At 72.3% G+C, this 26,093-nt stretch carries 21 protein-coding genes; 5 read left to right on the top strand and 16 right to left on the bottom strand.

Features of this window, described 5'->3' with window-relative positions; translation table 11 throughout:
* The first annotated feature begins 88 nt into the window (after positions 1-88).
* Positions 89-736, top strand: a complete 648-nt coding sequence (locus KV381_RS29005) for a LysE family translocator (protein ID WP_030631565.1) — start codon at positions 89-91, stop codon at positions 734-736.
* Between the two features lie 13 nt (positions 737-749).
* On the opposite strand, the gene KV381_RS29000 is transcribed toward KV381_RS29005, so the two are convergent.
* The 7 genes from KV381_RS29000 to KV381_RS28970 form a co-directional block, all read right to left on the bottom strand.
* Entirely contained in the window at positions 750-1,808 is a 1,059-nt protein-coding gene (locus tag KV381_RS29000) for a VWA domain-containing protein (protein ID WP_030079922.1), read from the bottom strand.
* A 145-nt stretch (positions 1,809-1,953) separates the two neighbouring features.
* The gene (locus KV381_RS28995; protein ID WP_373461126.1) at positions 1,954-4,293 is read right to left on the bottom strand and encodes a M9 family metallopeptidase; all 2,340 of its coding nucleotides are present in this window, start codon (positions 4,291-4,293) and stop codon (positions 1,954-1,956) included.
* Positions 4,294-4,538: 245 nt separating this feature from the next.
* Positions 4,539-5,576, bottom strand: coding sequence for an ABC transporter ATP-binding protein (locus KV381_RS28990; protein ID WP_256995167.1), 1,038 nt, complete (start codon positions 5,574-5,576; stop codon positions 4,539-4,541).
* Positions 5,573-6,664 carry an ABC transporter ATP-binding protein gene (locus KV381_RS28985; protein ID WP_218786693.1) on the bottom strand — a complete coding sequence of 364 codons (1,092 nt, stop codon included), beginning with the start codon at positions 6,662-6,664 and terminating at the stop codon, positions 5,573-5,575. The genes KV381_RS28990 and KV381_RS28985 overlap by 4 nt, the downstream gene beginning before the upstream one ends.
* Position 6,665: 1 nt before the next feature.
* Positions 6,666-7,652: an ABC transporter permease gene (locus tag KV381_RS28980; RefSeq protein ID WP_030079930.1), complete on the bottom strand. Its 987-nt coding sequence runs from the start codon at positions 7,650-7,652 to the stop codon at positions 6,666-6,668.
* Positions 7,649-8,644 (bottom strand): ABC transporter permease, encoded by a 996-nt coding sequence (locus KV381_RS28975; RefSeq protein WP_256995166.1) that lies wholly within the window; start codon positions 8,642-8,644, stop codon positions 7,649-7,651. Before KV381_RS28975 ends, KV381_RS28980 begins: the two co-directional genes overlap by 4 nt.
* Before the next feature lie 38 nt (positions 8,645-8,682).
* A complete protein-coding gene (locus tag KV381_RS28970; RefSeq protein WP_218786692.1) occupies positions 8,683-10,428 on the bottom strand; it encodes an ABC transporter substrate-binding protein in 1,746 nt (581 codons plus the stop codon).
* Positions 10,429-10,762: 334 nt separating this feature from the next.
* Between KV381_RS28970 and KV381_RS28965 the strand changes: the two genes are divergently transcribed.
* A complete protein-coding gene (locus tag KV381_RS28965; RefSeq protein ID WP_030079936.1) occupies positions 10,763-11,473 on the top strand; it encodes a GntR family transcriptional regulator in 711 nt (236 codons plus the stop codon).
* Between the two features lie 180 nt (positions 11,474-11,653).
* Here KV381_RS28965 and KV381_RS28960 read toward each other — a convergent pair whose 3' ends face one another.
* From KV381_RS28960 to KV381_RS28925, 8 genes are all read right to left on the bottom strand, one after another.
* Positions 11,654-12,589 (bottom strand): ornithine cyclodeaminase family protein, encoded by a 936-nt coding sequence (locus KV381_RS28960; protein ID WP_218786691.1) that lies wholly within the window; start codon positions 12,587-12,589, stop codon positions 11,654-11,656.
* Between the two features lie 187 nt (positions 12,590-12,776).
* Positions 12,777-13,778, bottom strand: a complete 1,002-nt coding sequence (locus tag KV381_RS28955; protein WP_218786690.1) for a proline racemase family protein — start codon at positions 13,776-13,778, stop codon at positions 12,777-12,779.
* Position 13,779: 1 nt separating this feature from the next.
* Positions 13,780-14,688, bottom strand: a complete 909-nt coding sequence (locus KV381_RS28950; protein ID WP_030079942.1) for a dihydrodipicolinate synthase family protein — start codon at positions 14,686-14,688, stop codon at positions 13,780-13,782.
* 9 nt (positions 14,689-14,697) lie between these two features.
* Positions 14,698-16,257, bottom strand: coding sequence for an NAD(P)/FAD-dependent oxidoreductase (locus tag KV381_RS28945; protein WP_218786689.1), 1,560 nt, complete (start codon positions 16,255-16,257; stop codon positions 14,698-14,700).
* Positions 16,250-16,510: a (2Fe-2S)-binding protein gene (locus tag KV381_RS28940; RefSeq protein WP_218787317.1), complete on the bottom strand. Its 261-nt coding sequence runs from the start codon at positions 16,508-16,510 to the stop codon at positions 16,250-16,252. The genes KV381_RS28945 and KV381_RS28940 overlap by 8 nt, the downstream gene beginning before the upstream one ends.
* Before the next feature lie 26 nt (positions 16,511-16,536).
* The gene (locus KV381_RS28935) at positions 16,537-17,697 is read right to left on the bottom strand and encodes an FAD-binding oxidoreductase (RefSeq protein ID WP_218786688.1); all 1,161 of its coding nucleotides are present in this window, start codon (positions 17,695-17,697) and stop codon (positions 16,537-16,539) included.
* A 182-nt stretch (positions 17,698-17,879) separates the two neighbouring features.
* Positions 17,880-19,103 carry an FAD-dependent monooxygenase gene (locus tag KV381_RS28930; protein WP_086779265.1) on the bottom strand — a complete coding sequence of 408 codons (1,224 nt, stop codon included), beginning with the start codon at positions 19,101-19,103 and terminating at the stop codon, positions 17,880-17,882.
* Complete coding sequence (locus KV381_RS28925) at positions 19,100-20,497, bottom strand: MFS transporter (RefSeq protein ID WP_103538685.1); 1,398 nt, start codon at positions 20,495-20,497, stop codon at positions 19,100-19,102. Before KV381_RS28925 ends, KV381_RS28930 begins: the two co-directional genes overlap by 4 nt.
* A 134-nt stretch (positions 20,498-20,631) precedes the next feature.
* On the opposite strand from KV381_RS28925, the gene KV381_RS28920 reads away from it, so the two are divergent.
* The gene (locus tag KV381_RS28920; RefSeq protein ID WP_030631535.1) at positions 20,632-21,285 is read left to right on the top strand and encodes a TetR/AcrR family transcriptional regulator; all 654 of its coding nucleotides are present in this window, start codon (positions 20,632-20,634) and stop codon (positions 21,283-21,285) included.
* A gap of 162 nt (positions 21,286-21,447) precedes the next feature.
* Here the strand turns inward: KV381_RS28920 and KV381_RS28915 are convergent, their stop codons facing one another.
* A complete protein-coding gene (locus KV381_RS28915; RefSeq protein ID WP_373461123.1) occupies positions 21,448-22,434 on the bottom strand; it encodes a hypothetical protein in 987 nt (328 codons plus the stop codon).
* A 17-nt stretch (positions 22,435-22,451) separates the two neighbouring features.
* On the opposite strand from KV381_RS28915, the gene KV381_RS28910 reads away from it, so the two are divergent.
* Complete coding sequence (locus KV381_RS28910; RefSeq protein WP_218786687.1) at positions 22,452-23,630, top strand: CapA family protein; 1,179 nt, start codon at positions 22,452-22,454, stop codon at positions 23,628-23,630.
* A gap of 206 nt (positions 23,631-23,836) precedes the next feature.
* A complete protein-coding gene (locus KV381_RS28905; protein ID WP_218787316.1) occupies positions 23,837-26,092 on the top strand; it encodes a cache domain-containing protein in 2,256 nt (751 codons plus the stop codon).
* Position 26,093: the final 1 nt, after the last annotated feature.

The raw sequence follows: 26,093 nt of genomic DNA, 5'->3' as shown, positions 1-26,093 counted from the left end.
AACCTAGACTCAGATTGCACCGAGCAGTGTGGTCGGCGCACAGAGTGCCGGGCTGTCCGGCTCCGGGTGAACAGAGCGGCGGACACGCATGGTTGAACTGAGCGGGGTGCTGGGTGTCGCGCTCGTGGCACTGGGCATGGTGCTCACCCCGGGCCCGAACATGATCTACCTCGTCTCCCGGAGCATCACCCAGGGCCGTCGTGCGGGCGTGGTGTCGCTCGGCGGGGTGGCGGTGGGCTTCCTGGTCTATCTGCTGGCCACCAATCTCGGTCTGTCGGTGGTCTTCCTCGCGGTGCCCGAGCTGTACGTGGCGGTGAAGCTGGCCGGCGCCGGCTATCTGGCCTACCTCGCCTGGTCCGCCCTGCGGCCCGGCGGCATCTCCGTGTTCGCGCCCAAGGACCTGCCGCACGACTCCTCGCGGAGGCTGTTCACGATGGGCCTGATGACGAATCTGCTCAACCCCAAGATCGCCATCATGTATCTCTCCCTCATCCCGCAGTTCATCAGCCTGGAGGCGGGAAACGTCCTCCTCCAGGGCTTTCTGCTGGGCTCCGTCCAGATCGCGGTGGCTCTCACCGTCAACCTGTGCATCGTCCTGGCGGCCGGAGCCATCGCCGTCTTCCTCGCCCGCCGCCCCTCCTGGCTCCGCGCCCAGCGCTATCTGATGGGCACCGCCCTGGGTCTGCTGGCCGTCTCGGTGGCCATGGACTCCTCGGCTCCGGCGACCTCGGGCTGAACGGGCCCCGGGGTCAGAGCATGATGAGCAGGCGCGTGTCGGCCTTGAGCTTCCTGTTCACCGAGCGGCTCTGCACATAGACCTCCAGCTTGGGGTTGTTTCCGGCCTTCACCGAGACGGTCCCGCGGACTCCGGCGCCGAACAGGAGGTTGCGCGCGGCCTCGCCCGTGTAGGCGCGGTCGGTGTCCTTCTCGACCACGATGACCTCCTTGTCGGGCTGCACCTGAACGCGGGAGCCCAACTGGTAGTAGCAGGAGCCGCGTTCGTACGTGACGCCCGGGTGCGAGTCGACGAAGGCGCGGATCTCCGTCTCCTTGTCGACCTTCAGCAGGCGGTACTTGTCGGCCGCGACCGGTTCGAGGGTGGCCCGCACATCGTCAACGGATATGTCCTGGCCGACGGCGAACAGGTTTTTCGTACCGCGCACGCCCTGCTCGCGGCCCCGGAGGAAGCTGGTGGCGGCGGCGCGCACCGTGCCGATCGCGTCCTCGACGCCCTTCTGGGAGTCCGCGTCCCAGATGGCGATGTTGCCGGCCGGGAAGCCGTAGTTCTGGGCGGTGCGCTTCGCCAGGGAGTTGGGGACGAGGATCGCGGAGGTCCAGTGCCCCGGGAGTCCGTTCATCTTCGCGGTGATCCGGTCGAGCCACGGGCCGAGGATGCGCATGTCGCCGTCGTGCCGCCGGTCGCCGCCGGAGGCGTTCTCCTCGCCGTCCGTCACGACGATCTGGAGGAAGCTGTGCTCGCCGTACTCCTCCCAGATGTGCCCCAGGTCGTCCAGGGACTTCAGCGAGGCCTCGATCAGGGCGGTGGCGCCGTTGTTGACCTTGTACAGCCCGCGCATCGACGGAAGATGCTTCACGTCCATGTCCCAGACCAGGTTCTCCACCCGGTGGTCGAAGGAGTAGAGGCTGATCCGGGTCTCGTGGCCGAGGCTGTCCGACTCGGCCTTCAGCCCCGCGACGAACTCGTCCACGACGCGGATCAGCTGACCCTGGTGCTGGTACATCGAACCGGAGGCGTCCACGACCAGAGCGACGTGATTCACCTTGTGCTGGATCCTGTTGGCGGACATGGCTGTGGCCCCTTCTCCGGTGTTCCCCGACTCCCCCGGCGCGTTCCCCGAGCGATGTCTTCGACTGTAGGGGGAGGCACTGACAGTGGGCCCGGGGCCGGACGCGCGTGGCGTCCGGCCCCGGCCGGAGGGTGCGGCGGGCGGATCAGTGGGCGGTGGTCAGGGTGGCCCCGCCGAAGGTGCTCGCGGCGTGCAGGCTGATGTAGTTGGCGCCCGCGGGCGGGTTGGTGACGGTCAGGGTGTGGGTGTTGCCGGGGCCGGTGTCGCGGCTGGTGTACGCGGTGGTGGTGGCCCAGCCGGTGCCGCTGTAGTAGAGGTCGGCGTCGCCGGTGCCGCCGCTGACGGTGATCTTCAGCTGTGCGGTGCCGGCCGGTATGTACAGGTAGTGGTAGGCGTAGTTGCCGGTGGTGGCGGAGAGGCCGCTGCGGCGGCAGTTCTCGCCCAGGACGCGGGTGTCGGGGTCGGTGCACTCGGAGACGGGGGCGGTGGAGCCGTCGCCGCAGTCACCGGCCGCGCAGCCCGCCAGCCAGGTGCGGAAGTCGCTGTCGTAGCGGGTGCCGACGGTGCCGGTGAGGTGGGTCCGGGCGGCGGCCCACTCCCCGGCGCGGTAGTGGCCGAGCACCGTGTCCATGTCGGCGCGGTGCTGCTCCAGCATGTAGCGCACGGCGAGGTAGCCCCAGCGGTACACCCGGGTCGTGTCGTGACTGTAGTCGGTGCCGAACAGGGTGCTCAGGGCGTAGGTGCCCTTGCCCGCCTCGGTCATCGCCGCGGTGTAGGGCTCGCCCCGGTGGTGGTAGGAGATGTACTCCGCGAAGCCCTCCACCCACCAGACGGTCGGGGTGCTCATGCCCTCGGCGAAGTCGCCGTACATGGTGAACCGGCCGTCGAGGTAGTGGGTGTACTCGTGGTTGAGGTTCCAGATGTGGAAGTCCGGCCGCAGCCACTCGGCCTCGTAGGCGATGAAGCGGGGCTGGTTGCCGACGACGGAGGGGTCGCCCTCCAGGTACATGCCGCCGTTGTTGGTGTCGATGCCGTACATCGCGCCGGCGTACGTCTGGTAGTCGGCGCTGGAGTCGTAGGCGATCACCTCGATGGAGGTGTTGTTGTCGTCGGCGACCGGGCCGTCGTCCTTGGCGATCCGGTGGAAGTAGGCGTCCTGCTCGATGAGGCTGGTGCAGCTGGCGGCCAGCTCGGCGGACGTCATCTGCTGGGCGAGGATGCGGATGCTCGGGCTACAGGTGTGACGGACCGGCAGGACCTCGCGCTTGAGGCGTTCCTGGAGGTCGCAGACCCCGTAGTCGGAGCAGTTCGCCTTGTCGTAGTAGTCGGCCATCTCCGCGATGCCCACCCAGAGCGGGGCGGTGGGGCCGGTGATGGAGGTCTGCTGGAGCAGGGCGGTGGCCGGCGGGCGGGCCTTGCCGCGCAGGCTCTCGTGCTGGAGGAAGCGGCCCAGCTCGCGTCCGGCGTTGGAGGTCAGATACGCCTGGTCGCCGCCCAGCAGGGCGAGGTGGTCGGCGGCGAAGCGGTACAGCGCGTCGATGAGGCCGGGGTCCGCCTCGACGGCGCTGACGAACGCGGGCACCTGATGGCCCCGGAAGGTCACCGTGTACACGTTGTTGACCGCGGCGAGCATCCGCGCGTAGGCGTTCCAGGAGGAGTCGTAGTCGGCCAGCATCCGCTTGACGACGTGGAGGTAGCGGGCGTTCTCCTGGGCGCTGTCGATCAGGATGACCGCCTCGGAGAGCGTCTCGCCGTTCTCGTCGGTGACATCGTGCGAGCGGGGGCTCGCGAAGAAGGTGTCGAGGCCCGAGCGGATGGCGGTCGTCAGGGCGCTGCCGTACGGTCCGACGACGTCCGGGTTGTACCACTGCACGTAGTACCCGGCGCGGAGGTAGAGGACGAGCTGCGGGGTGCCGGTGCTCGCGTCGCCCGGGTAGTAGGCGGCGTTGTCGCGCAGCGCGTAGGCCACGGTGACCATCTGGGTCTCGCGGAAGGCCAGTTGGGCGTTGCTGCCGGTCAGGCCGAACAGGGTGTTGACGCAGTCGATGGTGGAACCCTTGATCTGCCGGACCAGTTCGCTTCCGGTGCGGCCGGTGAAGTCGGCCGGGTCGCACGCGGCGGCCGCCTTCGCCGATGGCTTCTTGACCGCGTCCCGCTTCCGCGGGGCGTCGTGGTGGCCGTAGGCCTCCTTGAGGGCGGACTTGTCGGCGCTCAGCGGGGGAAGCTGCGACGCCTTCAGCCGGTCCTTGAGCTGGTGACCGGTGTCCGGGGCGGGGGACTGCTGCGCCTGCGGCGCGGGGTCGGCCGTCCCGGCGGGGCGGGACGGCTGCGACGCGTTCGATGCCGTGGCGGCCGAAGGGGAGTTCGGCTGCGCCTGGGCCGGCTGCGCGAGCAGCGCGACGCTCATCGCCCCGGCGAGAGCCAGGGGCAGAACGGCACCCACACCTCGGCGGACGAGTGTGGTTCTCACGTTGTTTCCTCCCATGAGGGATCGGAGGCACGCACCTGCGTGACCGATGGGATGTCCGGGGCGTGGGCCGGGGGGGGGTGTTGCGCCGTGCTGTCGGCCGGACGGGATGGGGCCGGGTCCGGAGTTGACATGCCCACGCCCTGTGCCATGTACCATTGCACAGGTCACACTTCACGGGGAAGGCGTAGGACCGAATCCGATGCGGCTTCCCGGTGAACGCGGCACCGGCGGGCCGGGCGCCCCGGCCCGCCGGGTGCCGCTCAGTCCGTTTCGGGGAAGTGGCAGGCGGCCGTGCGCGCGCCGGAGCCGACGACCCGGAGCAGCGGCCGCTCGGTACGGCAGACGGCCTGCGCCTTGGGGCAGCGCGGATGGAAGCCGCAGCCACTGGGCGGCGCGGCCGGGCTCGGCGGGTCGCCGAGCAGCAGGATCCGCTCGCGGCGGCGCTCCGCCGCCGGGTCGGGCAGCGGGACCGCCGAGAGCAGCGCGCGGGTGTAGGGGTGCGCGGGGCTGTCGTACAGCTCGTGCTTGTCGCCGATCTCGACGATGCGGCCCAGATACATCACCGCCACCCGGTCACACACCCGCTTGACGACGGACAGGTCGTGGGCGATGAAGAGGAACGACAGGCCCAGCTCCTCGCCCAGACGCTCCATCAGATTGACGACCTGGGCCTGGACGGACACATCGAGCGCGGAGACCGGCTCGTCGGCGACGATCAGACGGGGTCCGGTCGCCAGCGCCCGGGCGATGCCGATGCGCTGGGCCTGACCACCGGAGAACCGGTACGGATGCCGGTCCAGGTGTTCGGAGCCCAGCCCCACCAGATCGAGCAGTTCGGCGGCCCGGTCCCGGGCCGCCCCGACCGTGGCGCCCTGCACCAGCAGGGGTTCGGCGATGATGCGGGCGACGGTCTGCCGCGGGTTCAGGGAGGCGTGCGGATCCTGGAAGATGATCTGGAGGCGCCGCCGGACGGGCCGCAGTTCGCGCGGGGAGAGATGGGTGATGTCGCGGCCCTCGAACTCGACGGTCCCCGCGGTGGGTTCCAGCAGCCGGACCAGCATCCGGCCGGTGGTGGACTTGCCGCAGCCGGACTCTCCGACCAGCCCGAGCGTCTCCCCCGCCGCGAGCTCCAGATCGACACCGTCCACCGCGCGGACCGGTGCTGCGGCGCGCCCCAGGACGCGGCGGCCGGGGAACGCCTTCACCAGACCGCGTACGGACAGCAGGGGTGCCGCCGCCCCGATGCCCTCGACCGAACGGGCCCGCGAGAGCGGAGAGTTGATGTACGTGGGTTTCATCGGGCCTCCTCGGCCGGTACGGGCACCCCACCGGCCGGACCGGCGTGCGGGGTGGCCGGGGTGGGCGGCAGGGGTAGATGGCAGGAGACCAGCCGGCCGCCGCCGGGCACGTCCCGGGGGTGCGGGCTCTCCCCGGCGCAGCGGGCCCGCTCCGGGGCGGTGGCGGCGGCCGCCCGGGGGCAGCGCGGCGCGAAGGGGCAGCCGGCCCGTGGTGCGGCGGGGGACAGCGGGGAGCCGGGGATGGCGCGCAGCGGGGCGTCGTCCGGGTCGTCCAGGCGGGGCAGCGAGTCCAGGAGGCCCCGGGTGTAGGGGTGGGCCGGGCTGTGGAACAGGTCGTCCACCGGGGCCTGTTCGGCGCCGCGCCCGCCGTACATCACGAGCACCTCGTGGGCGACGCGGGCCACCACGCCCAGGTCGTGGGTGATCATCAGCACGCCCAGTCCGCGTTCCTGCTGGAGCCGGGCGATGAGTTCGAGGATCTGCGCCTGGACGGTGACGTCGAGTGCGGTGGTCGGTTCGTCGGCGACGAGCAGTTCGGGTTCGCAGGCCAGGGCCATGGCGATCATGGCGCGCTGGCGCATGCCGCCGGAGAACTGGTGCGCGTACTCCCCCGCCCGGCGGGCCGGTTCGGGGATGCCGACCTCGCCGAGCATCTCCACGGCCCGTCTGCGGGCGACGCGCCGGCCGCTGCCGAAGTGGTGGCGGTGGGCCTCCGCGATCTGTTCGCCGACCGTGTACGCGGGGTGCAGTGCGGACAGCGGGTCCTGGAAGACCATGGCCATCCGGCGTCCGCGCAGCCGGCCGAACCGGCGGTCGGTCAGGCCGAGGAGTTCCTGTCCGGCGAGGGTGACCGATCCGCTCACCCGGGCCCGGCGGTGCAGGCCCATCACGGCGAGAGAGGTGACCGACTTGCCGGAGCCGGATTCGCCGACCAGACCCAGGGTGCGGCCAGCCTCCACGGTGAAGGAGACCCCGTCGACCGCCTGGACGGTGCCGGCGGGGGTGTCGAAGGCGACCCGCAGGTCGTGGACGCGCAGCAGGGGCCGGTCCGGTTCGAGGAGTCGGTCCGGTTCGGTGGTGGACGGCACGTCAGTTCCTCACCCTCGGGTCGACGACGGCGTACAGGAGGTCGATGACGACGTTGGCCGCCACGATGAAGAAGGCCGCGAGCAGGGTCACGCCGAGCACGACGGGCTGGTCGGAGCGTTGCAGGGCGTCGTAGAAGAGGCGGCCGACGCCGGGGATGCCGAAGATGGACTCCGTGATGACCGCTCCGGCGAGCAGGGCGCCGAGGTCCATGCCGAAGAGCGTGAGCACCGGCATCATCGCGGAGCGCAGTCCGTGTTTGACCACGACGGTCCGGGCGGGCAGGCCCTTGGCGCGGGCGGTCCGGATGTAGGGCTGCGCCATGGTCTCGATCATCGAACTGCGGCTCTGCCGGGCGTACATCGCGGCGTAGAGCAGGGCCAGCGCGATCCAGGGCAGCAGCAGGTTGGACGCCCAGGCCAGGGGGTCGTCGGTGAGCGGGACGTAGGCGGGGTAGGGCAGCAGCCCGGTCAGCCGGACCAGGCCGTAGAGCAGCATCATCGCGGTGAAGTAGACGGGCAGCGAAGCGGTGGCCACCGCGCCGACCATCAGGGTGCGGTCGAGGAGGCCGCCCTTGCGCAGGGCGGCGGTCACCCCGGCGGTCAGCCCGAGCACCAGCCACAGGCAGGCCGCGCCGAAGGCCAGCGACACCGAGACGGGCAGCCGGTCCATCAGCAGGTCCCACACCGGCAGGGCGTTCTCGTAGGAGTAGCCGAGGCAGGGGAAGCCGCACTGGATCGCGTGGGGGCCGCTGCCCAGCTCGCGGCCGGCGAAGATCCCGACGAGGTAGTCGCCGAACTGCCGCCACACCGGCTGGTCGAGGCCCATGAAGTGGCGTACTTCCGCCAGGCGTTCGGGGCTGCACGTCTTGCCGCAGGCCGCCGCGGCCGGGTCGGCGGGCAGCAGGTAGAAGATGACGAAGGTGACGGCGCAGATGGCGAGCAGGACGCCGGTCACGCCGAGGATCCTGCGGACCAGGTAGGCGGTCACGGGCGTCCTCCCTGGGGGTCGAGGATGTCGCGCAGCGCGTCGCCGAGGACGGTGAAGGCGAGGACGGCGACGAAGAGGAAGACGCTGGGGACGATGAAGTACAGGGGGTCCGTCTCGTAGTACGCGACGGCCTCGGCGATCATCTGGCCCCAGGAGGGGGTGGGCGGGCGCACGCCCACCCCGAGGAAGCTGAGCGCCGCCTCGGTGCTGATCATTCCGGGGATCAGCAGGGTGGTGTACGCGATGACGGGCCCGGAGATGTTGGGCAGCACCTGCCGGGTGAGGATGCGCCAGGGCCCGCTGCCGCAGGCGCGCGCGGCCTCGACGTACTCGCGGTGGCGCAGCGAGAGGGCTTCGGCGCGCACCACGCGGGCGATGCCGGGCCAGCCGAAGACGCCGATGACGACGGTCATCAGCAGGACCCGGTTGACGTCCTGGGCCACCGACATCATCGCGATCATGAAGATGAGCGAGGGGAAGGACATGGTGAGGTCCATCAGCCGGCTCAGTACGGTGTCGACCCGGCCGCCGAAGTAGCCGGCCGCGATACCGGCGGCGGTGCCGGTGACGACGACGATCGCGGTGGCGGCGAAGGCGATCAGCAGGGAGACCTGGGCGCCGTGGACGACGCGGGCGAACAGGTCGCGGCCGGTTACCGGTTCGACGCCGAGCCAGTGTTCGGCGCTGATGCCGCCGAGGGTTCCGCGGGGCAGGCCGCCGAGGTAAGGGTCGATGGCGTCGGCGTCGAAGGCGGTGGGCGTCCAGCCGCCCAGCCGGCTGAGCAGGGGCGCGGTGAGGGCGACCAGGACGAGCAGGGCGGCGGCGATCAGGGCGGTCCGGCTGCCCCGGTCGCCCCACAGGCGGCGCCAGGTGGCCCGCCAGGGAGCGGCGGGCGGGGCCGGGGAGCCGGGTCCGTCGGCGGCCGGGTTCACGGGCGGCCCGGCGCCCGGTCCCGTGGGCGGTCCGGCGGTCTGCTGGGTGACGGGAGTCATGGCGATGCGTCCTCGTTCCTTCGGTGTCTCCGGTCTCTTCAGCCCCTGCTCCGGGACGGGTCCTTCAGCCCGATCACCGCGAAGTCGAACTGGCCGGTCCAGGACGGGTGTCCGAAGGCCCCGGCGATGTTGTCGCCCACCAGCAGCGGCTTGCGCTCCCAGAGCAGCGGAACGGCCGGGGAGGAGCGCTGGATCTCCTGGTCGAGCGCGGTCCACGCGGTGTTGGCGGCGGTCGCGTCGGGCATCGCGGCGATCTCGTCCATGCGCCGCTCCACGGCCTTGTCGCGGAACTGGGAGACGTTGCCCTGGTTGCCCTTGGGCTTGATGGTGCGGCCGTCGAAGACGAACGGCAGGAAGGTGGCGGCGGACGGGTAGTCCGGGCACCAGCCGCTGATGGCCATGTCGGGGGCGCCCGCGGTGTCGCCGATGGTGTCGTAGTAGACCGAGGGGTCGACGGTCTCGATGCGCAGCCGTATGCCCACCCGGGCCAGGCTCTGCTGGAGCGCCTCGGCGCGGGTCCTGTCGCCGGTGGACACGGTGATCGTCGTGTCGAACCCGTCGGCCCTGCCCGCCTCGGCGAGCAGCTTCTCGGCCTTCTCCACATCGCCGGTGGCCGGTCCGTCGTGGACCGGTTCGGCGGGCCGGCCGCCCGTCAGCGACGGGGGCAGATAGCCGGTGGCGACGTCGTTGAGGGCCGGTCCGCCGTTGGCGGTCACCTGGGCCTCCTTGTCCACGGCGTACTGCATCGCCTGACGGAGCATCGGGTCGTCGAAGGGCGCCCGGGAGGTGTTCAGCGCGAGCATGTCGGTGCAGCCGGTGCGCTCGGCGGAGAGCCGCTGCCGGATCGCGGGCTTCGGCAGCACCTTGGCGACGCTGGAGGGCTGGAGGTCGGACCACTCGACCGCGGAGGCGTCGGCGCCCGCACTCTCGATGATCCGGTCGTCGATCTGGCCGCCCTTGAGCCCCTGGATCACCACGATGCGGTCGGGGTACGCCTTGCGCACGGGGTCGGTCGCCGCGTCCCAGTGGGGGTTGCGGACCAGCACCAGCTTCTTGCCGCGTGCGTAGCTCTCGATGCGGTACGGCCCGGAGGAGAAGGGCCGCAGGTCGTACTGGACACCCTTCTCCCGGGACTCGGGCACGGGAGAGAAGGTCGGCAGCGTGACCGTGTAGGAGAACTCGGCGACGGGCCTGCGCAGCGAGAAGACGATGGTCCGGTCGTCGGGGGTACGGACCGAGTCGAGGTGCTCGCCGTCCAGCGGACCGGCGTACCCCTCGGTGCCGGCCAGATAGCGCTGGGCGTAGTCGGGGCCGCCCGCGAGGTCCGGGGCGAAGGAGCGCTCGACGTTGTACTTGATGTCGCGGGCGCGGACCGGGGTGCCGTCCTCGTAGACGAGTCCCGGCTTCAGGGTGAAGGTCCAGGTGCGGCCGCCGTCGGAGGATCTGCCGAGGTCGGTCGCGAGGTCGGGGACGATCTCGCTGCCCCGCTTCCCGGGCGCGGCCCGGAAGGTGGTCAGGGTGCGGTAGATCAGCCGGGTGCCGAAGTCCATGGTCGGCATGACCCAGTTGCGGGCCGGGTCCAGGTGGGCGAAGTCCTGATTGGACAGCACGGTCAGGGTGCCGCCGCGCTTCGGGGTGCCGCCGATGACGGTGCCGGTCGCCACCCCGGGCTGCCGCTCGTCCGGGCCGCGGTCGTCACCTCCCTGTGCAGAGCAGGCGCCCAGCAGGGCCAGGGCGAGCGAGGCGCTCAGGGTCGCGGACAGCGTGCGGGTGCGACGGGACATGGGTGCACTCCTCGTACGGGAAGGGGGACGCGGCGGAGCGGAACGGGCCTGACCGGGCCGGGAGGTGCCGGAGAAAGGGTGAGGTGGGCCGGGCCGGAGGGCTCGGCGGCGATCCGGGCGGCCGAGCGGCCGCCCGCGTCCATAGCGTGTGACCCGTAACATAGTAATGTGAAATTGCACAGCCAAGATGTACGTCGCCCCGTTACCGAAACGTGTCCCCTCGAACCCGGACCGCGCACCGGTCCCCGTGCCCCTCGACCACCCTCCGGAGGGTGCCGCCTCGCCGCGCAACGTGACATTGTATGGTGCGGTGACAAATCGTGAAGGGGAACGCATGAGTGAGCTGAAGTCCCGCAAACTCATCTCGGTGCAGGAGCATCTGCGCGACCAGGTGGCCAACGCACTGCGGGCCGCGCTGATAGCGGGTGAGCTTCAGCCCGGCGTGATCTACTCCGCGCCCACCCTCGCCGCCGAGTACGGCGTCTCGGCGACGCCCGTCCGCGAGGCCATGCTCGACCTGGCCCGCGAGGGTCTGGTCGAGGCGGTGCGCAACAAGGGCTTCCGGGTCACCGAACTCTCCGAGCGCGACCTGGACGAGTACACCGAGATCCGTGCGCTCATCGAGATCCCCACCATCGGCCGCGTGACCCGCACCGCCTCCCGCGAGCAGTTGGAGGCGCTGCGCCCGGTGGCCGAGGAGATCGTGACGGCCGCGCAGGGCGGCGACCTGATCGCCTATCTGGAGTCCGACCGCCGCTTCCATCTCGAACTGCTCGCCCTCGCCGGGAACGCCCGCCTCGTCGAGACCGTGGCCGACCTGCGCAAGCGCTCCCGGCTCTACGGGCTCACCGACCTGTCCGAGGAAGGGTCGCTGGTGAGTTCGGCGCGGGAGCACACGGCGCTCCTGGACATCATGATCGCGGGGGACGCGGAGGCGGCCGAGGAGCACATGCGCGGCCATCTCGCGCATGTGCGGACCCTGTGGGCGGCCCGGAAGCGGGAGGCCGAACGCGCCGCCCCGACCCGCAGGCTCGGCGCGCGCTGACGCGGAAGTCCGGTGGGGGCGGGCCGTGTTGAGGCGGAGGCCCGATGCGGTGGCGTGCGCCGACGCGGAAGCCCGGTGGGGGCGGCGGGCGTTGAAGCGGGGCCCCTACGTCGTGGCGCGCGCCGACGTCGAAGTCCGCCGCGCGCGGCGCGCGTTGAGGCCGAGACACCGGCGCGCACCTCAGCCGCGCCTCCCCACCGTCCCCGTCTTCCGCCGGTAGGCCGCGACCGCGACCACCAGGTCCTGCCAACCCGCCCCGCAGGTCTTCACGACCAGCGGGCGGTCGGCCCGTGCCCCGGACAGGTCCGCCGGGGTGACCAGGCCGTCCGGGGCGAGCGTGCCCTCGCGGATCGCCAGGACGACGTCGCCCGCCTCCCGGAGGGCGATCCCACGGCTCTCCACCACAACGGTGGCACGCCCCATCAGCACGCTGTCGAGCTCCCGTACGTCCGGCTCGTGCGAGCCGACCGCCAGGACCACCGCGTCGTCGCGCACCAGCCGCCCGTCGACCACCGGCCTGCGCGCGGACGTCGCCGTGACGACGGCCTCCGCCCAACGCACCAGGTCCGCCACTCCCCCGTCGTCCGCCGCCAGATGCCGGTCCGCCCAGCCCGGAACGGGTCCTCCGCGCCGGGTGACGACCGCGACATCGGCCACCGGCACATGGGCCCGTACGGTGGCGACGTGCCCCTCCCCCTGGGGGCCCGCGCCGAACACCACCAGCCGCAACCCCCGGCCCTCGCCCCCGCACCCGGCCGCGAGCGCGCGCAGCCGCTCCAGGCCCACCGCGACCGAGACGGCGGGGGTGCGCAGGGTCGTCAGCGCCACCCCGTCCAGCAGGGCCACCGGTGTCAGGGTCGCGCTGTCGTGCAGCAGATAGGTGGCGTTGATCCGCCGCAGCCCGCGCGCGGTGTTGCCGGGTGCGACGGTGGCGACCTTCACTCCGTACCAGCCGCCGTGCTCGGAGGGCATGAGCAGCCCCTGACCGTGCGCCAGCGGCACCACCGCCCGCGGTACGTCACCGTCCGGGTCGAGCCCTCCGGCCAGAGCGTCCCGGACCGCGGCGACGGCGGCCACCGGACCGAGCGCGGACACGTCCGCCGCGTCGAGCGACACCGTCGTCGCAGGCCGGACCCGGCGGGTACGAGGGTGTCGTCGGGTACGAGGGCGTCGTCGGGTACGAGGGCGTCGTCGGGTACGAGGGCGTCGTCGGGATCGACGGTGAAGCGGCCGGTTCCGGTGGCGTACGCGGTGCCGGTCAGGGTCGGTCCGGCGCAAGAGTGAACGCTCGTACGGTGAAGGCTCATACGGTGAAACCTGTCGGGTAGGGGTCCGTCGGGTCGAGCAGATACTGCGCGGTTCCGGTGATCCAGGCGCGGCCGGTGACCGAGGGCAGGACGGCGGGCCGGTCGCCGACCGTGCCTTCGCCCAGGATGCGGCCGGTGAAGCGGGAGCCGATGAAGGACTCGTTGACGAAGTCCTGCCCGGCCTTCAGCAGTCCCCGCGCGTGCAGTTGGGCCATCCGCGCGCTGGTTCCCGTACCGCAGGGCGAGCGGTCGAACCATCCGGGGTGGATCGCCATGGCGTGCCGCGAGTGCTCGGCGGTCGAGCCGGGGGCCTCCAGATAGACGTGGTGGCAGACGTCGATGGCCGGGTTCTCCGGATGGACCACCGGGTTCTGTTCGTTGATCGCCGCCATGACGGCCAGGCCCGCGTCGAGCAGCCGCCCCTTCTCCGACCGGTCGAAGGGGATACCGAGGTCGTCGGTGCGCACGACGGCGTAGAAGTTGCCGCCGTACGCCATGTCGTAACGGACCGCGCCGAAGCCCGCCACCTCGACCACCTGGTCCAGCGCGTGGCTGTAGGAGGCGACGTTCTCCAGGGTGACGGACTCGGCGCGGCCGTCGCGCACGGCGACCCGCGCGGTGACGAGACCGGCGGGTGTGTCGAGGCGGATCAGGGTCTCCGGTTCGACCGCCTCGACCATGCCCGTCTCCACCAGGACCGTCGCCACGCCGATGGTGCCGTGGCCGCACATGGGCAGGCAGCCGGAGACCTCGATGAACAGCACGCCGAAGTCGGCGTCCGGCCGGGTCGGAGGCTGGAGGATCGCGCCGGACATGGACGCGTGCCCGCGCGGCTCGCACATCAACAGGGTGCGCAGCCCGTCCCGTTCGGCCATGAACCGCTGCCGCCGCTCGGCCATGGTCGTGCCCGGCAGTACGCCCACCCCGCCGGTGATCACCCGGGTCGGCATGCCCTCGGTGTGCGAGTCGACCGCGTGGTAACAGACCTTCGAGCGCACGTCAGTTCACCCCCGCGTCGATGAGGGCCTGGGTGGCGGAGCGGACGACGGCCTCGGTCTCCGGGTCCAGGGCCTGCCGGGGCGGGCGGCAGACTCCGCCGGTCCGGCCGATCATGTCCTGGCCGAGCTTGATCGCCTGGACGAACTCGGTCCTGCTGTCCCAGCGCAGTACGGAGTGGAGCCGGCGGTAGAGCGGCAGCGCGGTGTCGAGATCGCCCGCCAGCGAGGCGTTGTAGAGGTCGAGGCAGGCGCGCGGGAAGACCTGGGGGTAGCCGGCCACCCAGCCCTTGGCGCCGGCGACGGCGACCTCCAGGACGGTGTCGTCGGTGCCGATGATCAGGTCGAGGCCGGGGGCGAGTTCATTGATGGCGTAGCAGCGGCGGACGTCTCCGGAGAACTCCTTCACGCCCACGATGAAGCCCTCGGCGTGCAGTTTGGCCAGCAGCTCCGGGCGCAGGTCGACCTTGGTGTCGATGGGGTTGTTGTAGGCGGTGACGGGAAGTCCGGCGGAGGCCACCATCGCGTAGTGCTCCAGGACGGCGCGGTCGTCGGCCCGGTAGGCGTTGGGCGGCAGGCACATGACGGCCTGGCAGCCGGCGTCCCTGGCGAACAGCGCGTGCCGCCGCGCCTCGATCGCGCCGTACGCCCCGACGCCCGGCATCACGGTGAAGCCCTCGGGGGCGTGGGCGACGGCGGTCTCCACGACGCGGTCGCGTTCCTCGTACGTCAGGGTCTGGTACTCGCCCAGCGAGCCGTTCGGGGCGACGCCGTGCAGGCCCTGTTCGGCGAGCCAGGCGACGTTCTCGCCGTAGGCGCCGTGGTCGACGGCGAGGTCCTGGCCGAAGGGGAGGCCGGTCGCGACGATGACGCCGTGCCAGGGCGTCCGGGGACGGGGGGAGGTGCGGTCCATGGGAACTCCTCAGGTGGGATCGGAGGCGGGAGCGGGGTCGAGGTCGGGGGCGGGATCGAGGGGCGGACCGGGTGGGGACGCGTCGGCATCGGCGAGCGCACCGAGGGTGACGGGGGTCGCGATCAGCCGCTCGGCAGGGGCGTAGGGCTGGTCGCGGGCCACGAGGCAGTGCACGGCGGGCCCGCACATCCGGCCCTGGCACCAGCCCATACCGGCCCGGGTCAGCTGTTTGACCTGCCGGTGGTCGGCCGCCGCGTCATCGGCGCGGGCGGACCGGACCGCACCCGCGGTGACCTCCTCGCACCGGCAGACCGGGGTGTCGTCGGTGAGCCAGGCGGGCCAGGCCGGTGGCAGCGGGTGGGCCCGGGCCATCGCCCGGGCGAAGGCGCGGTGCCGGGTCACCGTCCGGCGCTCCGCGGCGAGCCGCCTGCTGTTCGGCAGGCCCGGCGCGGAGAGGTCGGTGAGAATCGAGACGGCGGCGACGCGGCCCTCGCTCACCGCGAGCGCGGCCCCGCCCACCCCGCAGGTCTCCCCCGCCGTGTAGAGCCCGGGCACCGTGGTGCGCTGTCCGTCGTCGACGGCGGCGGCCATGGTGCCGTCGCCCGCGTCGGCGAGGTCGCAGCCGAGCGGGAGCAGGAGGTCCACCTGGGGTACGAAGCCCCAGCCGACGCCCACGGTGTCGGCCGCGATCCGGCGCTCCGTACCCGGCAGCGGGTTGCCGTCGGCGTCCAGGGCGGCGGTGAGGACGGAGGCGACCCGGCCCTCCGCTGCTCCCCCGACTCCGGCCTGTCCTCCTGCTCCTGCTCCTGCTCCTGCTTCGGCGCCGATGATCGCGGTACGGGTGCGGACCGGGATCCGGTGCCGGGCGAGGGTGCCCGCGTACCGGGCGGCCTCGGCCCACTTGGCGGGGTTGCGGAGCAGGGCCGCGGGGTGGCGCAGCCAGGCCGAGGGCGCCGCCGCCTCGCACACCGCGACGACCTCGGCCCCGCGGACGGCGAGAGCCGCCGCGACGGGCAGCAGGAAGGGGCCCGTACCGCCGAGGACCACCCGGCGGCCGGCCACCGCTCCCCCGCCCTTGAGCAGCGCCTGAAGCCCTCCGGCGGTGAGCACACCGGGCAGGTCCCAGCCGGGAAAGGGGAGTTGGCGGTCGTAGGCGCCGGTCGCCACCAGCAGGGCCGGGGCGCGCAGCACGACGGTCCGCTCCTCCGGCGCCCGGCTCCGGTCCACCGCGTGGACGGTGAATCCGTCGTCCTCACGGGCCGTGGTCCACACCGGGTGGTTCAGCAGCAGCGCGAGCCGGCCGGTGCGCTCGTGGGCGGCCAGCCTGGCGCACAACTCCCGGTAGACGCCCAGGCCGTGGTGGAGGTCCGCGGTCGGCACGGCCTCCTGCGCCAGGGGCGGTGGGTGGCGCCAGAACTGGCCGCCGAGAGCGGCCCCCGCGTCGACGAGGACGACCCGCAGTCCGCCGTCCAGGGCGGTGGCGGCGGCGGCCATACCGGCCGGGCCCGCGCCCACCACCACGAGGTCATGGGGCTCACCCGTCACCAGGAGGTCGCCGGACTCACTCATCGCCGTCCTCCCCGGTCGTGACGGCCATGCCCGGACGGGCCAGGACCAGACAGGCGCGCTGTCCGCCCCTGCCGTCGACGGTCACCAGGCAGTCGAAGCAGACGCCGATCCCGCAGAAGATCCCCCGGGGCCGCTGCCCGCCCCGGGTGGTCCGCCAGGCGACCCGGCCCGAGGCGACGAGCGCGGCGGCCAGGGTCTGTCCGGGGACGAACGCCAGCGGCTCGCCGTCCACGGTGAACGCGGTCTCCGCCATCTCTGCCGACTCTGCGGTCACTTCGGTCACTTCGGCGCACCTCCGGTGGTGAGGAATCGGTCGGGCAGCAGGCCGGTGTGGGCGGCCGGATCGGCGCCGCGCCAGGGCTTGCCGAGCAGCTGGGCGGTGACCAGGGCGCCGGTCGCGGGGGCCAGGCCGATACCGGCGCCCTCGTGGCCGCACGCGTGGACGACGCCGGGGACGCGGGGGTCCGGTCCGACCACCGGCAGATGGTCCGGGCAGTACGGCCGGAAGCCCCGGTAGGCGCGGATCAGGTGGACGCCACGCAGAAACGGGAAGAGGCGGCACGCCCGGGCCGCGAGCGCGGTCACCACGGCCGGGTTCATCGCGGTGTCGAAGCCGACGCGTTCCCGGCTGGCGCCGATCAGGATGGTGCCGGCGCGGGTGCCCTCGACGACGCACGAGGTCTCCAGGCCCGCGTCGCTGGAGGCGACGTTGGCGACGTAGTCGGCGGAGTAGACCTTGCGCCGGATCATCGGCGGCAGCGGCTCGGTGACGAGGACGAAGCCCCGGCGCGGCAGGATCTCGACGGGTGCGCCGAGCCGGCGGCCGACCTCGCCGCCCCACGTTCCGGCCGCGTTGACCACGGCGTCGGCGGCCAGTACCGAACCGCCGGCCGTGCGAACTCCGGTGATCCGCCCGCCGGTTCCGGTGACGGCGGCGACGGCCTCGCCGGTGTGCGTACGGGCTCCGCGGCGCACGGCGGCGCGCAGCAGCCCGGCCGCGGCGAGAACGGGCTGCACCTGGGCGTCCTGCGGATAGTGGACGCCGCCGGGCAGACCGGGTGCGATGTGCGGTTCGAGGTCGCCGGGGCGCTCGACGGGTTCGGTACGGACGCCGGACTCCGCCTGGCGCGCGGCGAACGCGTGCAGGGCGGTGAGGGCTTCGGGCGTGCTCGCGACGACCAGGCCGCCCTTGGTCTCGAACTCGACGCTCTCCGGGCCGAGTTCCGCGGCGACCTCGCCCCACAGTCCGCGGCTGAGCCGGGCCAGTTCCAGTTCGGGCCCCGGCTCCTTGTCGGAGAGGAGGATGTTGCCCTCGCCCCGACTGGTCGTGCCCGCGCCGACAGGGCCCCGGTCGAGCACCGTGACGTCGAGGCCGGCCGCGACGGCGTGGAACGCGCAGGCGGCGCCCACGATGCCCGCGCCGACGACTACGACTTTCATGGCCACCCCTTTGGCGCCCGCACGGCCGCCGCTAGTGCAATGTCACATGCCATTGCCTAGGCTATACATCCGGACGACCCGAGGACAACGCCGCCGCCCCGGTGACTTTCACCCGGGCACCCGACGACGGCGCGCCGGACACCCGGCGCGCCCGGCCGGGCCCGGTCCCACAGCATCCGGTCTCACACCACCGGGGTGAACTCCGGTAGGACCAGCGCCGAATGAGCAGGCCGGCCCTCCGCCGGGGGCGGCGCGACAAGACCGCGCAGCATGGCGTTGCGCTGCTCCAGGGCCCGGGCGGTGGCCGGGAAGAGCACGGCGTCCCCCTCGCCGACCCGGTCCTGGTTGAGCGTCACGAACGCACGGGTGTCCCGCTCGTAGGCGGCGAAGCCCGCGGTGTGGTCCCGTTCGGCCGCCAGGGAGCCGGCCAGCATGTACGCGCCGACGAGCGCGAGGCTGGAGCCCTGTCCGGTGAGGAACGAGGGCGCGTACGCGGCGTCGCCGACCAGGGCGACCCTGTTGTCGGACCAGCGGGGCATGCGGATCTGGCCGACCGCGTCGAAGAACAGGTCCTCCGCCTCGCGCAGGGCGGCGAGCAGGCCCGGGACCTCCCAGCCGGCCCCGGCGAACACCTCGGCGACCAGGTCGCGTTGGGCCTCCGGGTCGCGGAACGCGCCGGACGGCGGTTCGGGGCGGGCGAAGTTGAGGAGCGCGTGGACCTCGTCGCCGTCCTCCACGGCGTACAACACGGCGGCCCGGCCCGGGGAGTTCCACATCGTGGCCTCGCGAACGAGCCCGAAGGTGTTGCGCACGGTGAATCCGGCGAAGCAGTAGCCGAGGTACCGGTGGAACCCCTCCTCGGGGCCGAACACGAGCTCGCGGGTACGTGAGTGGAGCCCGTCCGCCCCGACCACGAGGTCGAACGTACGGCTGCCGCCACCGCGGAAGGTGACGTCGACCCCGTGGCGGTGCTGGTCGAGGGTGTCGATGGAGTCGTCGAACAGGAACTCCACGTCGTCACGGACCGCCGCGTACAGAGCCCCGGCCAGCGCCCCGCGCCGTACCTCCAGGTCCTCCCCCGCGACTCCGCCGGTGACGGCGTTCGGGTCGACCGAGGCCACCTCGCCGCCGTCCTCGTCGAGGAAGGTCAGCCGGCGCAGGTCGATGTGCGCGTCGCGCAGGCGCGGCAGGATGCCCATCCTCCGGACGACGTCGAGCGCGGTGCCCCGTACGTCGATGGGATAGCCGCCGCCGCGGAGCGCGCCCGCCTTCTCGACCACGGTGACCGCGCATCCGTAGCGGTTCAGCCAGAACGCGAGGGCGGGCCCCGCGATACTGGCCCCGGAGATCAGGACCGTGCGCCTCCGCACGGCGGGGGCTCCCTGGGACAGAGCGGTGCGGGTCATTCCTGGTCTCCTTTGTTCAGGGTGCGGACGACGAGCAGGGACAGCGCCGTGACGGCGCCGGCCAGGACGAAGCCGGTGACGAAGGCCGATTCGGCCGGGATGTTCGATCCGGTGGGGGTTCCGGCGGTGAGGATCGCGCCGCTGATCTGCACGCCCACGGCGAAGCCGATCACGCGCGTCACCAGGACCAGGCCGGTGGCGATGCCGGTGTCACCGCGGTCGACGGAGGTGGCGGTGCCGGTCACCAACGCCGTCACGCACAGGCCGTTGGCGAGCGCGATCAGCAGCTTGCCAATGACCAGGTGCCCGACCTCGTCGTGCGCGGCCGCCAGGGCGATCAGGGCGGCGCTCATGATGACGATCCCGGCGGTGACCACGGCACGCGAGCCGTACCGCCGTGCCCCGAACCCGCTGACCGGCCCGGCCAGCGAGGCGGCCACGGCGCCGGGCAGCAGGAAGAGGCCGATCTGCGTGGCGCTCGCCCCGAAGCCGTATCCGTCGGCGGACAGCCCGAGGAGCTGCGGGACGAGATGGACCGCCATCGAGGTGCCGACGCAGATCACGAACGTCAGCACACAGGACTTCCACACGGCGGGGCGGCTCAGCATGCGCAGATCGACCATCGGCGAGGCCGCCCGGCGCTCGACGGCCACCCATCCGGTCACGAAGGCGGCCAGCAGCACGGCCAGGGCGCCGAGTACGAGAGGCCGTGCGGCGATCTCGGGCGCCAGCGCGAGGACGAGCATGAGCGTGACCAGCGTGCCGCTGAGGAGAACCAGGCCGGGCAGGTCGACGCCGGCGCCGTCCGAGCGGCGCGGCGGATCGTGCGGCAGCACCCGGTTCACCAGCACGGTGGCGCCGATGACCGCGAACGTCGGCAGCGCGAACATCCAGTGCCGGGACAGCCCTTCGGCGACCGGCCCGGCCGCCAGCGTCCCCGCCATCCCGCCGCCGACGAACAGCCCGCTGACCACTCCGACGGCCACCTTGGCCTCGCCCGCCGGGAGGTGTTCGCGCACCAGGATGAACGACAGGGGCAACGCGCCCACCATCGCCCCCTGGAGGATCTGACCGAGCAGCAGCACCGGCAGGTTCGGCGCCAGGGCGGACACCAGACCCCCGGCGCAGACCACCGTCATCAGCCGGACCATGATCTGTTTTCCGCCGTGGCGGTCGCCTAACTTTCCCGCGATCGGTGTGACGAGCGCGCCGGTGACGAGGAGCACGATGCTGAGCAACGCCCCTTCGGAGGGGCTCAGTTCGAGCTCGCGCTGCAGGAGCGGGAGCGTCGGCGTCACCACCGATTCCAGTGCGCCGGTGGCCACCGCCAGCGCGCCGAGGGCTCCGACGGCGGCCTTCCCGACACGGAGCGGCGGAGTCTGGGTCGTGGTCATGGACATCCTTTCCGTCACGGCCCGGCGAGAAGGAGTCGGCCACGCACGGATGGACGCGTACGGAGGACGCGTACGGCGCGCACCGGGCCAGAACTACACTACACCGTGCAGTGTAGAACGGTTAGGATGAGTCCATGCCGACCACCAAGACGCTGCGCGAGGGATCCGCACACAAGCGGGCCGCCATCCTCTCGGCGGCCCGGGAGCTGTTTCTCGCCGACGGCTTCGACCGGTCCAGCGTGGACGCGGTCGCCGCCCGGGCCGAGGTGTCCAAGCGGACGGTCTACGACTACTTCGGCGACAAGCGGACGCTGTTGCGGGCCGTCGTCGACTCCGTCGGCCAGTCGCTGATCACCACGATCCGGCGCACGCTGGACGACACCCTCACCGAGCTCACGGACGGCGACGAGCTGGAGGAGCGCCTGGTCACGTTCGCGATGCGCATCGCGACCGACATGCTCGGCTCGGCGGAGTACGCCACGCTGCAGCGGCTCCTCAGGACGGAGTCGGACCATCTGCCGCACCGGGACTACAACTCGATGGCCGACACCCCCGACGAGGCCATCGCCGACCGGTTCGCCGCCTTCGCCGAGGCCGGCCTGCTCGACGCCCCCGACCCCCGGCTGGCCGCCGACCAGTTCCTCGCGCTGACCTTCGGCGTCGCCCTGGACCGGCTCGGCTCCGCGAACGCCGCGCAGGACGCCCGCGTACGGCCGCTGGTCGTCGAGGGGGTACGGACCTTCCTGCGGGCCTACCGTTCCGGCCGGGGCCCGAGCGGCACCGCCTGACACCGGCCGGCGGGCCGGGCTCCGACGCAGGCACCCACCCGCGGCCACGCCCTTGGAAGACGCCCGCTCCGAACGCCCGCGCCCCTAGGGCCTGTCGTCTAACTGCCGTCGTCGCCCGAAGGGCGGCCGGGTGTCTCCCGGCAGACGGCAGTACGGCACCCCCTAGCCGCCGTTCCACCCCGCGACCAGCCCGCCCAGGGCGTCGACGGCCTCCTCGGTGTCGCGTCCGTCGTCCGCGCGGGCGTGGCGGGCCAGCTCGACGTGGACGAAGCGGGCGTGTTCGCGGTCCGCCGAGCGGCCCTGGACGTTGGCCCGGCCCTCCAGCGGGCAGCGTGCCGCCCAGGCCCGGCAGACCCGCAGGCCCTTGTCGTCCATGCGGTCGGCCATCGCCACCACCTCGGCGGGCGCCGTCTCGACGGCGCCGGTGGAGACGACGGCGTCGTAGGGGCGGTCGGCGGAGTCGGTGAATCCGTGCAGCTGGACGCCGGGCACCCCGCGCTTCTGCAGCTCCACGACGATCGTGTGGAAGGCGCTGTCCTCGCGGTGGGCGACATCGGCCGCGTCGTTCTCGCCGGCCCGGCGGTGGGCTCCCGCCAGAACGAGAGCGCCGCCGGGGTTCTGCTCCAGGAGCCGGACTCCGAGGACCTCGGTGTCGCGGTCGGAGACAGGGTGCGGGACCTGGGCGTTCCAGCGGACGGTGGAGTCGGCGTTCAGGTAGAGCCGGCCCCAACGGGCACTCCGGCCCGGCCCGGTGGCGGCGATCTCGTCGTAACGGCGGCCCGAGTCGGTGTCGGTGAGGCGGGTGAGGCCGAGGCCGAGCGGGGCGAGCTGCCGCTCCGCCTCCTGGGCGTCACCCGACAGCAGGCTCCCGACGGCCTTCGCCAGCCGTACGCGCTGCGCCTTGCCCGGCGGACTGTAGGGAGCATCGGCACGGAGCTTCGCCGTGTACCCGAGCACGCGGCTGCGCAGGTCGACCAGTTCCCGGGCGCGCGGAACGGAATCTTCCGGGGTCGGGGACGTATCGGCCTGGCAGCCGACCAGAGCCAGGAGCAAACCCAGGGCGATGAAAGTGCGCAGCAAATGTGACCATCCCGTGATGACAATCCGAAGGTCGGTCATGAGGGCCATGTAAGTATGACTTAGTGACAATCCGTAATTCTCTCGGTATGGGTCGCTCGCTGACCCTCCTGGCGATGGCCGTCGGCCTCACCGTGTCGTGCGGCACCAAGCCGGCGCAGCCCCAGGCCAAGGCCGGTGGGCGCAGCTTCACCGTAGCCGCGGCCGGCGATGTCCTCATCCATCCGGAGCTGGTCGAACAGGCCGCGAAGGACGCGAAGGAGAGCGGTCGCGGAGAGGCCGGACTGGACTTCGGACCGCTGCTCGCCGGGGTGAAGCCCGTGATCAGCAAGGCCGACCTCGCGATCTGTCACATGGAGACGCCCGTCGGGAAGCCCGAGGGGCCGTTCCAGGGATACCCGGAGTTCCTCGTTCCGCCGCAGATCCTGACCAGCCTGAAGGACGTGGGGTACGACACCTGCTCGACGGCCTCCAACCACACCTTCGACCATGGGCTGAAGGCCGTGCGGCGCACGCTGGACACCATGGACAAGGTGGGCCTCGGGCACAGCGGGTCGGCGCGGACGCCGGAGGAAGCGGAGAAGATCAACATCCTGGACGTCAACGGCGTCAAGGTCGCTCACCTCTCGTATTCCTGGGAGTCCTTCCTCAACCCCACGCCCAAGAAGCAGAGCTGGGCCTTCAAGCGTTCCAGCACGGACGAGATCAAGAAGGCCGAGAAGCGGGCCCGCTCCCAGGGCGCCGAAGTGGTGCTGCTCTCCGTGCACTGGGGCCTGGAGCACTACAACGAGCCGAGCGTCCCGCAGTTGGACATGGCCCAGCGGCTCACCGAGGAGACCGGCGTCGACCTGGTGATCGGCCATCACGCCCATGTGGTGCAGCCGATCCAGAAGGTCAACGGCACCTGGGTCGCGTACGGCCTCGGCAACCAGGTGGCCCGGCACTCCTCGCCGACCGGTCTCACCGAGGAGGGGGCCATCGGCTGGTTCGAGTTCCGCGAGACCGCCGACGGCTGGGACGTCTCCGCCCGTTACCGCACGACGCAGATGGACATCCCGCCCGAGGTCGAGCCCGGGGAGAAGGCCCCCGAGGGTGCGGTCGAGAACCTCCGCCTCGTCGACGTCCAGCAGGCCCTGGACCACCCCGAAGGGCTGTCCGACGACCGGATCGCCCGCTACCGGCTGGCCGAGGACCGTACGCGCGGCTTCCTCTACAACCGGGGCGCGCCGGGCGGTGACGGCCTGAAGCGGCTGTCGCTGGACAAGTGATCAGGCCCACATTTTTCTGCACGCTGACAGACACAACCTATTAGGCGCTTATCCGTCTTTTATGTGACAGCGTCTCGCAGCCATGCGACAGCGGTGCTTCCTCGGCACTGAGCACACGCAGCGACCAAGGAAGAAAACCGGTGACATCGACTCCTGCCGCGCCCCTCGTGCCGAAAGGCCGGCGGCGCAGCCGCAGACGTGCGGACATGCCGCTGCTGGGCGGTATCCGGCCGCCGATCGCGTTGCTGTGCGTCCTGATCCTCGCCCTCGCGGGTCTCACGGCCAAGGTGCTGGGGCCGGGCGCGGAACCGGTCGTGCCCAAGGCGGTGCTCTCCTCGCAGCAGTACTTCGCCCAGGACGGCGCCATCGCCCTGCGCGCCTCGATCGACGAGCGGGTCACGGACCTCGAACGCACCGCCACCGCGCTGAACGCGGGCAGCACGACGGACCCCGAGCGCGTTCTGTCGGACCTGAGCAAGGCGTACCAGAAGTGGACCGGCACCACCGTGCTGGACCTGGGCACCGGCAAGGTGCTCGCCGCCCGCGGCGAGCGCATCCCGCTGGCCTGGGTGGACAAGGACGTCCTCACCGGCGACAAGGCCCTCACCCCGCGCATGGTGCGGCTGGAGACCGGTGACGTACGGCTGATGACGATGGCCGTGCTGGAGGGCGAGGAGGGGGCGCAGCAGCTGCTGGTCGCCTCCAACAGCCTCTCCGTGCCGCCCATCAACCTGGGCCCGTTCCGCAGCATGGCCGTCGTGGCGCGGGGCGGCGAGATCCTCGCCACCGCCGGCTTCGAGCAGTCCGAGGCGCTCAACTCGGACGCGGAGCGCAAGGAACTCACCTTCCTGCAGAAGCAGATGACCCGGCTGTCCGACCAGGCGGCCGAGGAGAGCGAGCAGAATCCGGTCAGCGCCCGGGAGCCCGGTTCCCGCGGCTACCCCGGAGTCAGCGGCACCCTGGTGGGCGGGGTGTACAACGGCCGGGTCGCCACCATGGGGTACGCGTCGCTCGCCGCCTCCGACCCGGAGGACGGGGAGAGCGTCGCCGCCGGCCTCGGCCTCACGGTCGTCGCCATGCTTCCCGTGGTCCAGCAGCAGACCCTCGCCGAGGACAACCGGCAGCTCTTCGGTCTGCTCGCGGCGGGCGCCCTGGTCCTGCTCGGACTGCTCTCGGTCGCCGTGCTGTGGATGACCGTGCAGCGTCCGCTGCTCGGCCTGTTCCTGGAGTCCCGCCGGCTCGCCCGGGGCGATCTGGTCCGCCCGGTCACGGTGCCCCGCTGGGGCGAGGCCGCCCGGATCGGCGCCGCGCTGGAGCGCATCCGCGGTCAGCTCGGCGGCGCGAGCGCCCAGGACGGGGTCGTCGGTGTCCGGCCGCCCGGCAGGTTCCGGGGCGGTGCGCGCGGTCCGCTGGTGCTGACGGCGGTGCTCCTGCTGCTGTGGTGCGTCCCCGTGGGGCTGCTGCTCAACCGCACGGACGGGACCGTGAGCATCCCCGCGGTCATGGTCAACGACCAGCGCGACCGCACCGATCTGGTCGCCGACCGGGCCCGCCGGGCGCTCAACGAGGCCCAGGCCGACCTCGTGTCCACCTCGCGTCTGCTCGACACCGACGACGTGGCCGCCACCGAGAACCTGCTGAAAGGCGCCCTGCGGGAGCACTCCCGCTATCAGGCGCTGTACGTCGTCGGCAAGGACGGCTCCGTCGTCGCCCGGGCCGGCGACGCCCCCCACCCGTGGACCGCGGAGAAGGACTCCTCGCTGGTCCGTGTCTCCGGCCAGGGCGAGAAGAAGCCCGTCGTGCAGGCCGGGGCGCCCGTGCCGGAGCACGAGGGCATGACCCTGGTCGGCGAGGTGCGGGTGGAGTTCCTCAACTCGCTGCTCAAGCGGCCCGGTCTCGGCGAGGTCCGGATCGTGAACACCGAGGCCCGGACGCTCGCCGCCAGCGACGGCTTCCGCGCCTTCGAGGGGCTGCCGAACGACGCGCTGCCCGATCTGGTGCGCGCCGCCAATGTGCGGGTGGGCGCCGGGCCGCTGGAGAACGGTCTGCTCATCCGGGACGGGGGCGCGGTCACCGTGGCCGCCGCCGCGCCGTTCACCGGCGGCGGTGTCGCCTCCGACGTCGGCTGGACCGTCGTCAGCTGGCAGAACGCCGCCCGGTTCGAGATCACCGCCTACGAGCGCGAGGACCGCAGCGTGCTCGCCAGTCTGCTGGGCCTCGCCCTGATCGTGGTCTGCCTGGGCTGGATCCACCTCGTCGTCGTACGGCCCCTGCGGGCCCTCGCGGCCGGTGCCGAGAAGCTCGCCGACGGAGACCTCAAGACCGTGCACTACCCCCGCTACCAGGACGAGGTCGGTGCTGTCGTCCGGAGCCTCGAACTGATCCGCCAGCAGTTGCAGGCCCGCCGGCAGACCCAGGCGCGCCGTCCCGCCGAGTCCCGGCCCGGCGCCGGAGGAAGGTGAC

This window comes from Streptomyces sp. WY228 (assembly GCF_019287315.1).
Classification (GTDB): Bacteria; Actinomycetota; Actinomycetes; order Streptomycetales; family Streptomycetaceae; genus Streptomyces; species Streptomyces caviscabies.
The sequence above is the reverse complement of the archived record's forward strand: the minus strand, read 5'-3'. Positions and strand labels throughout refer to the sequence as shown.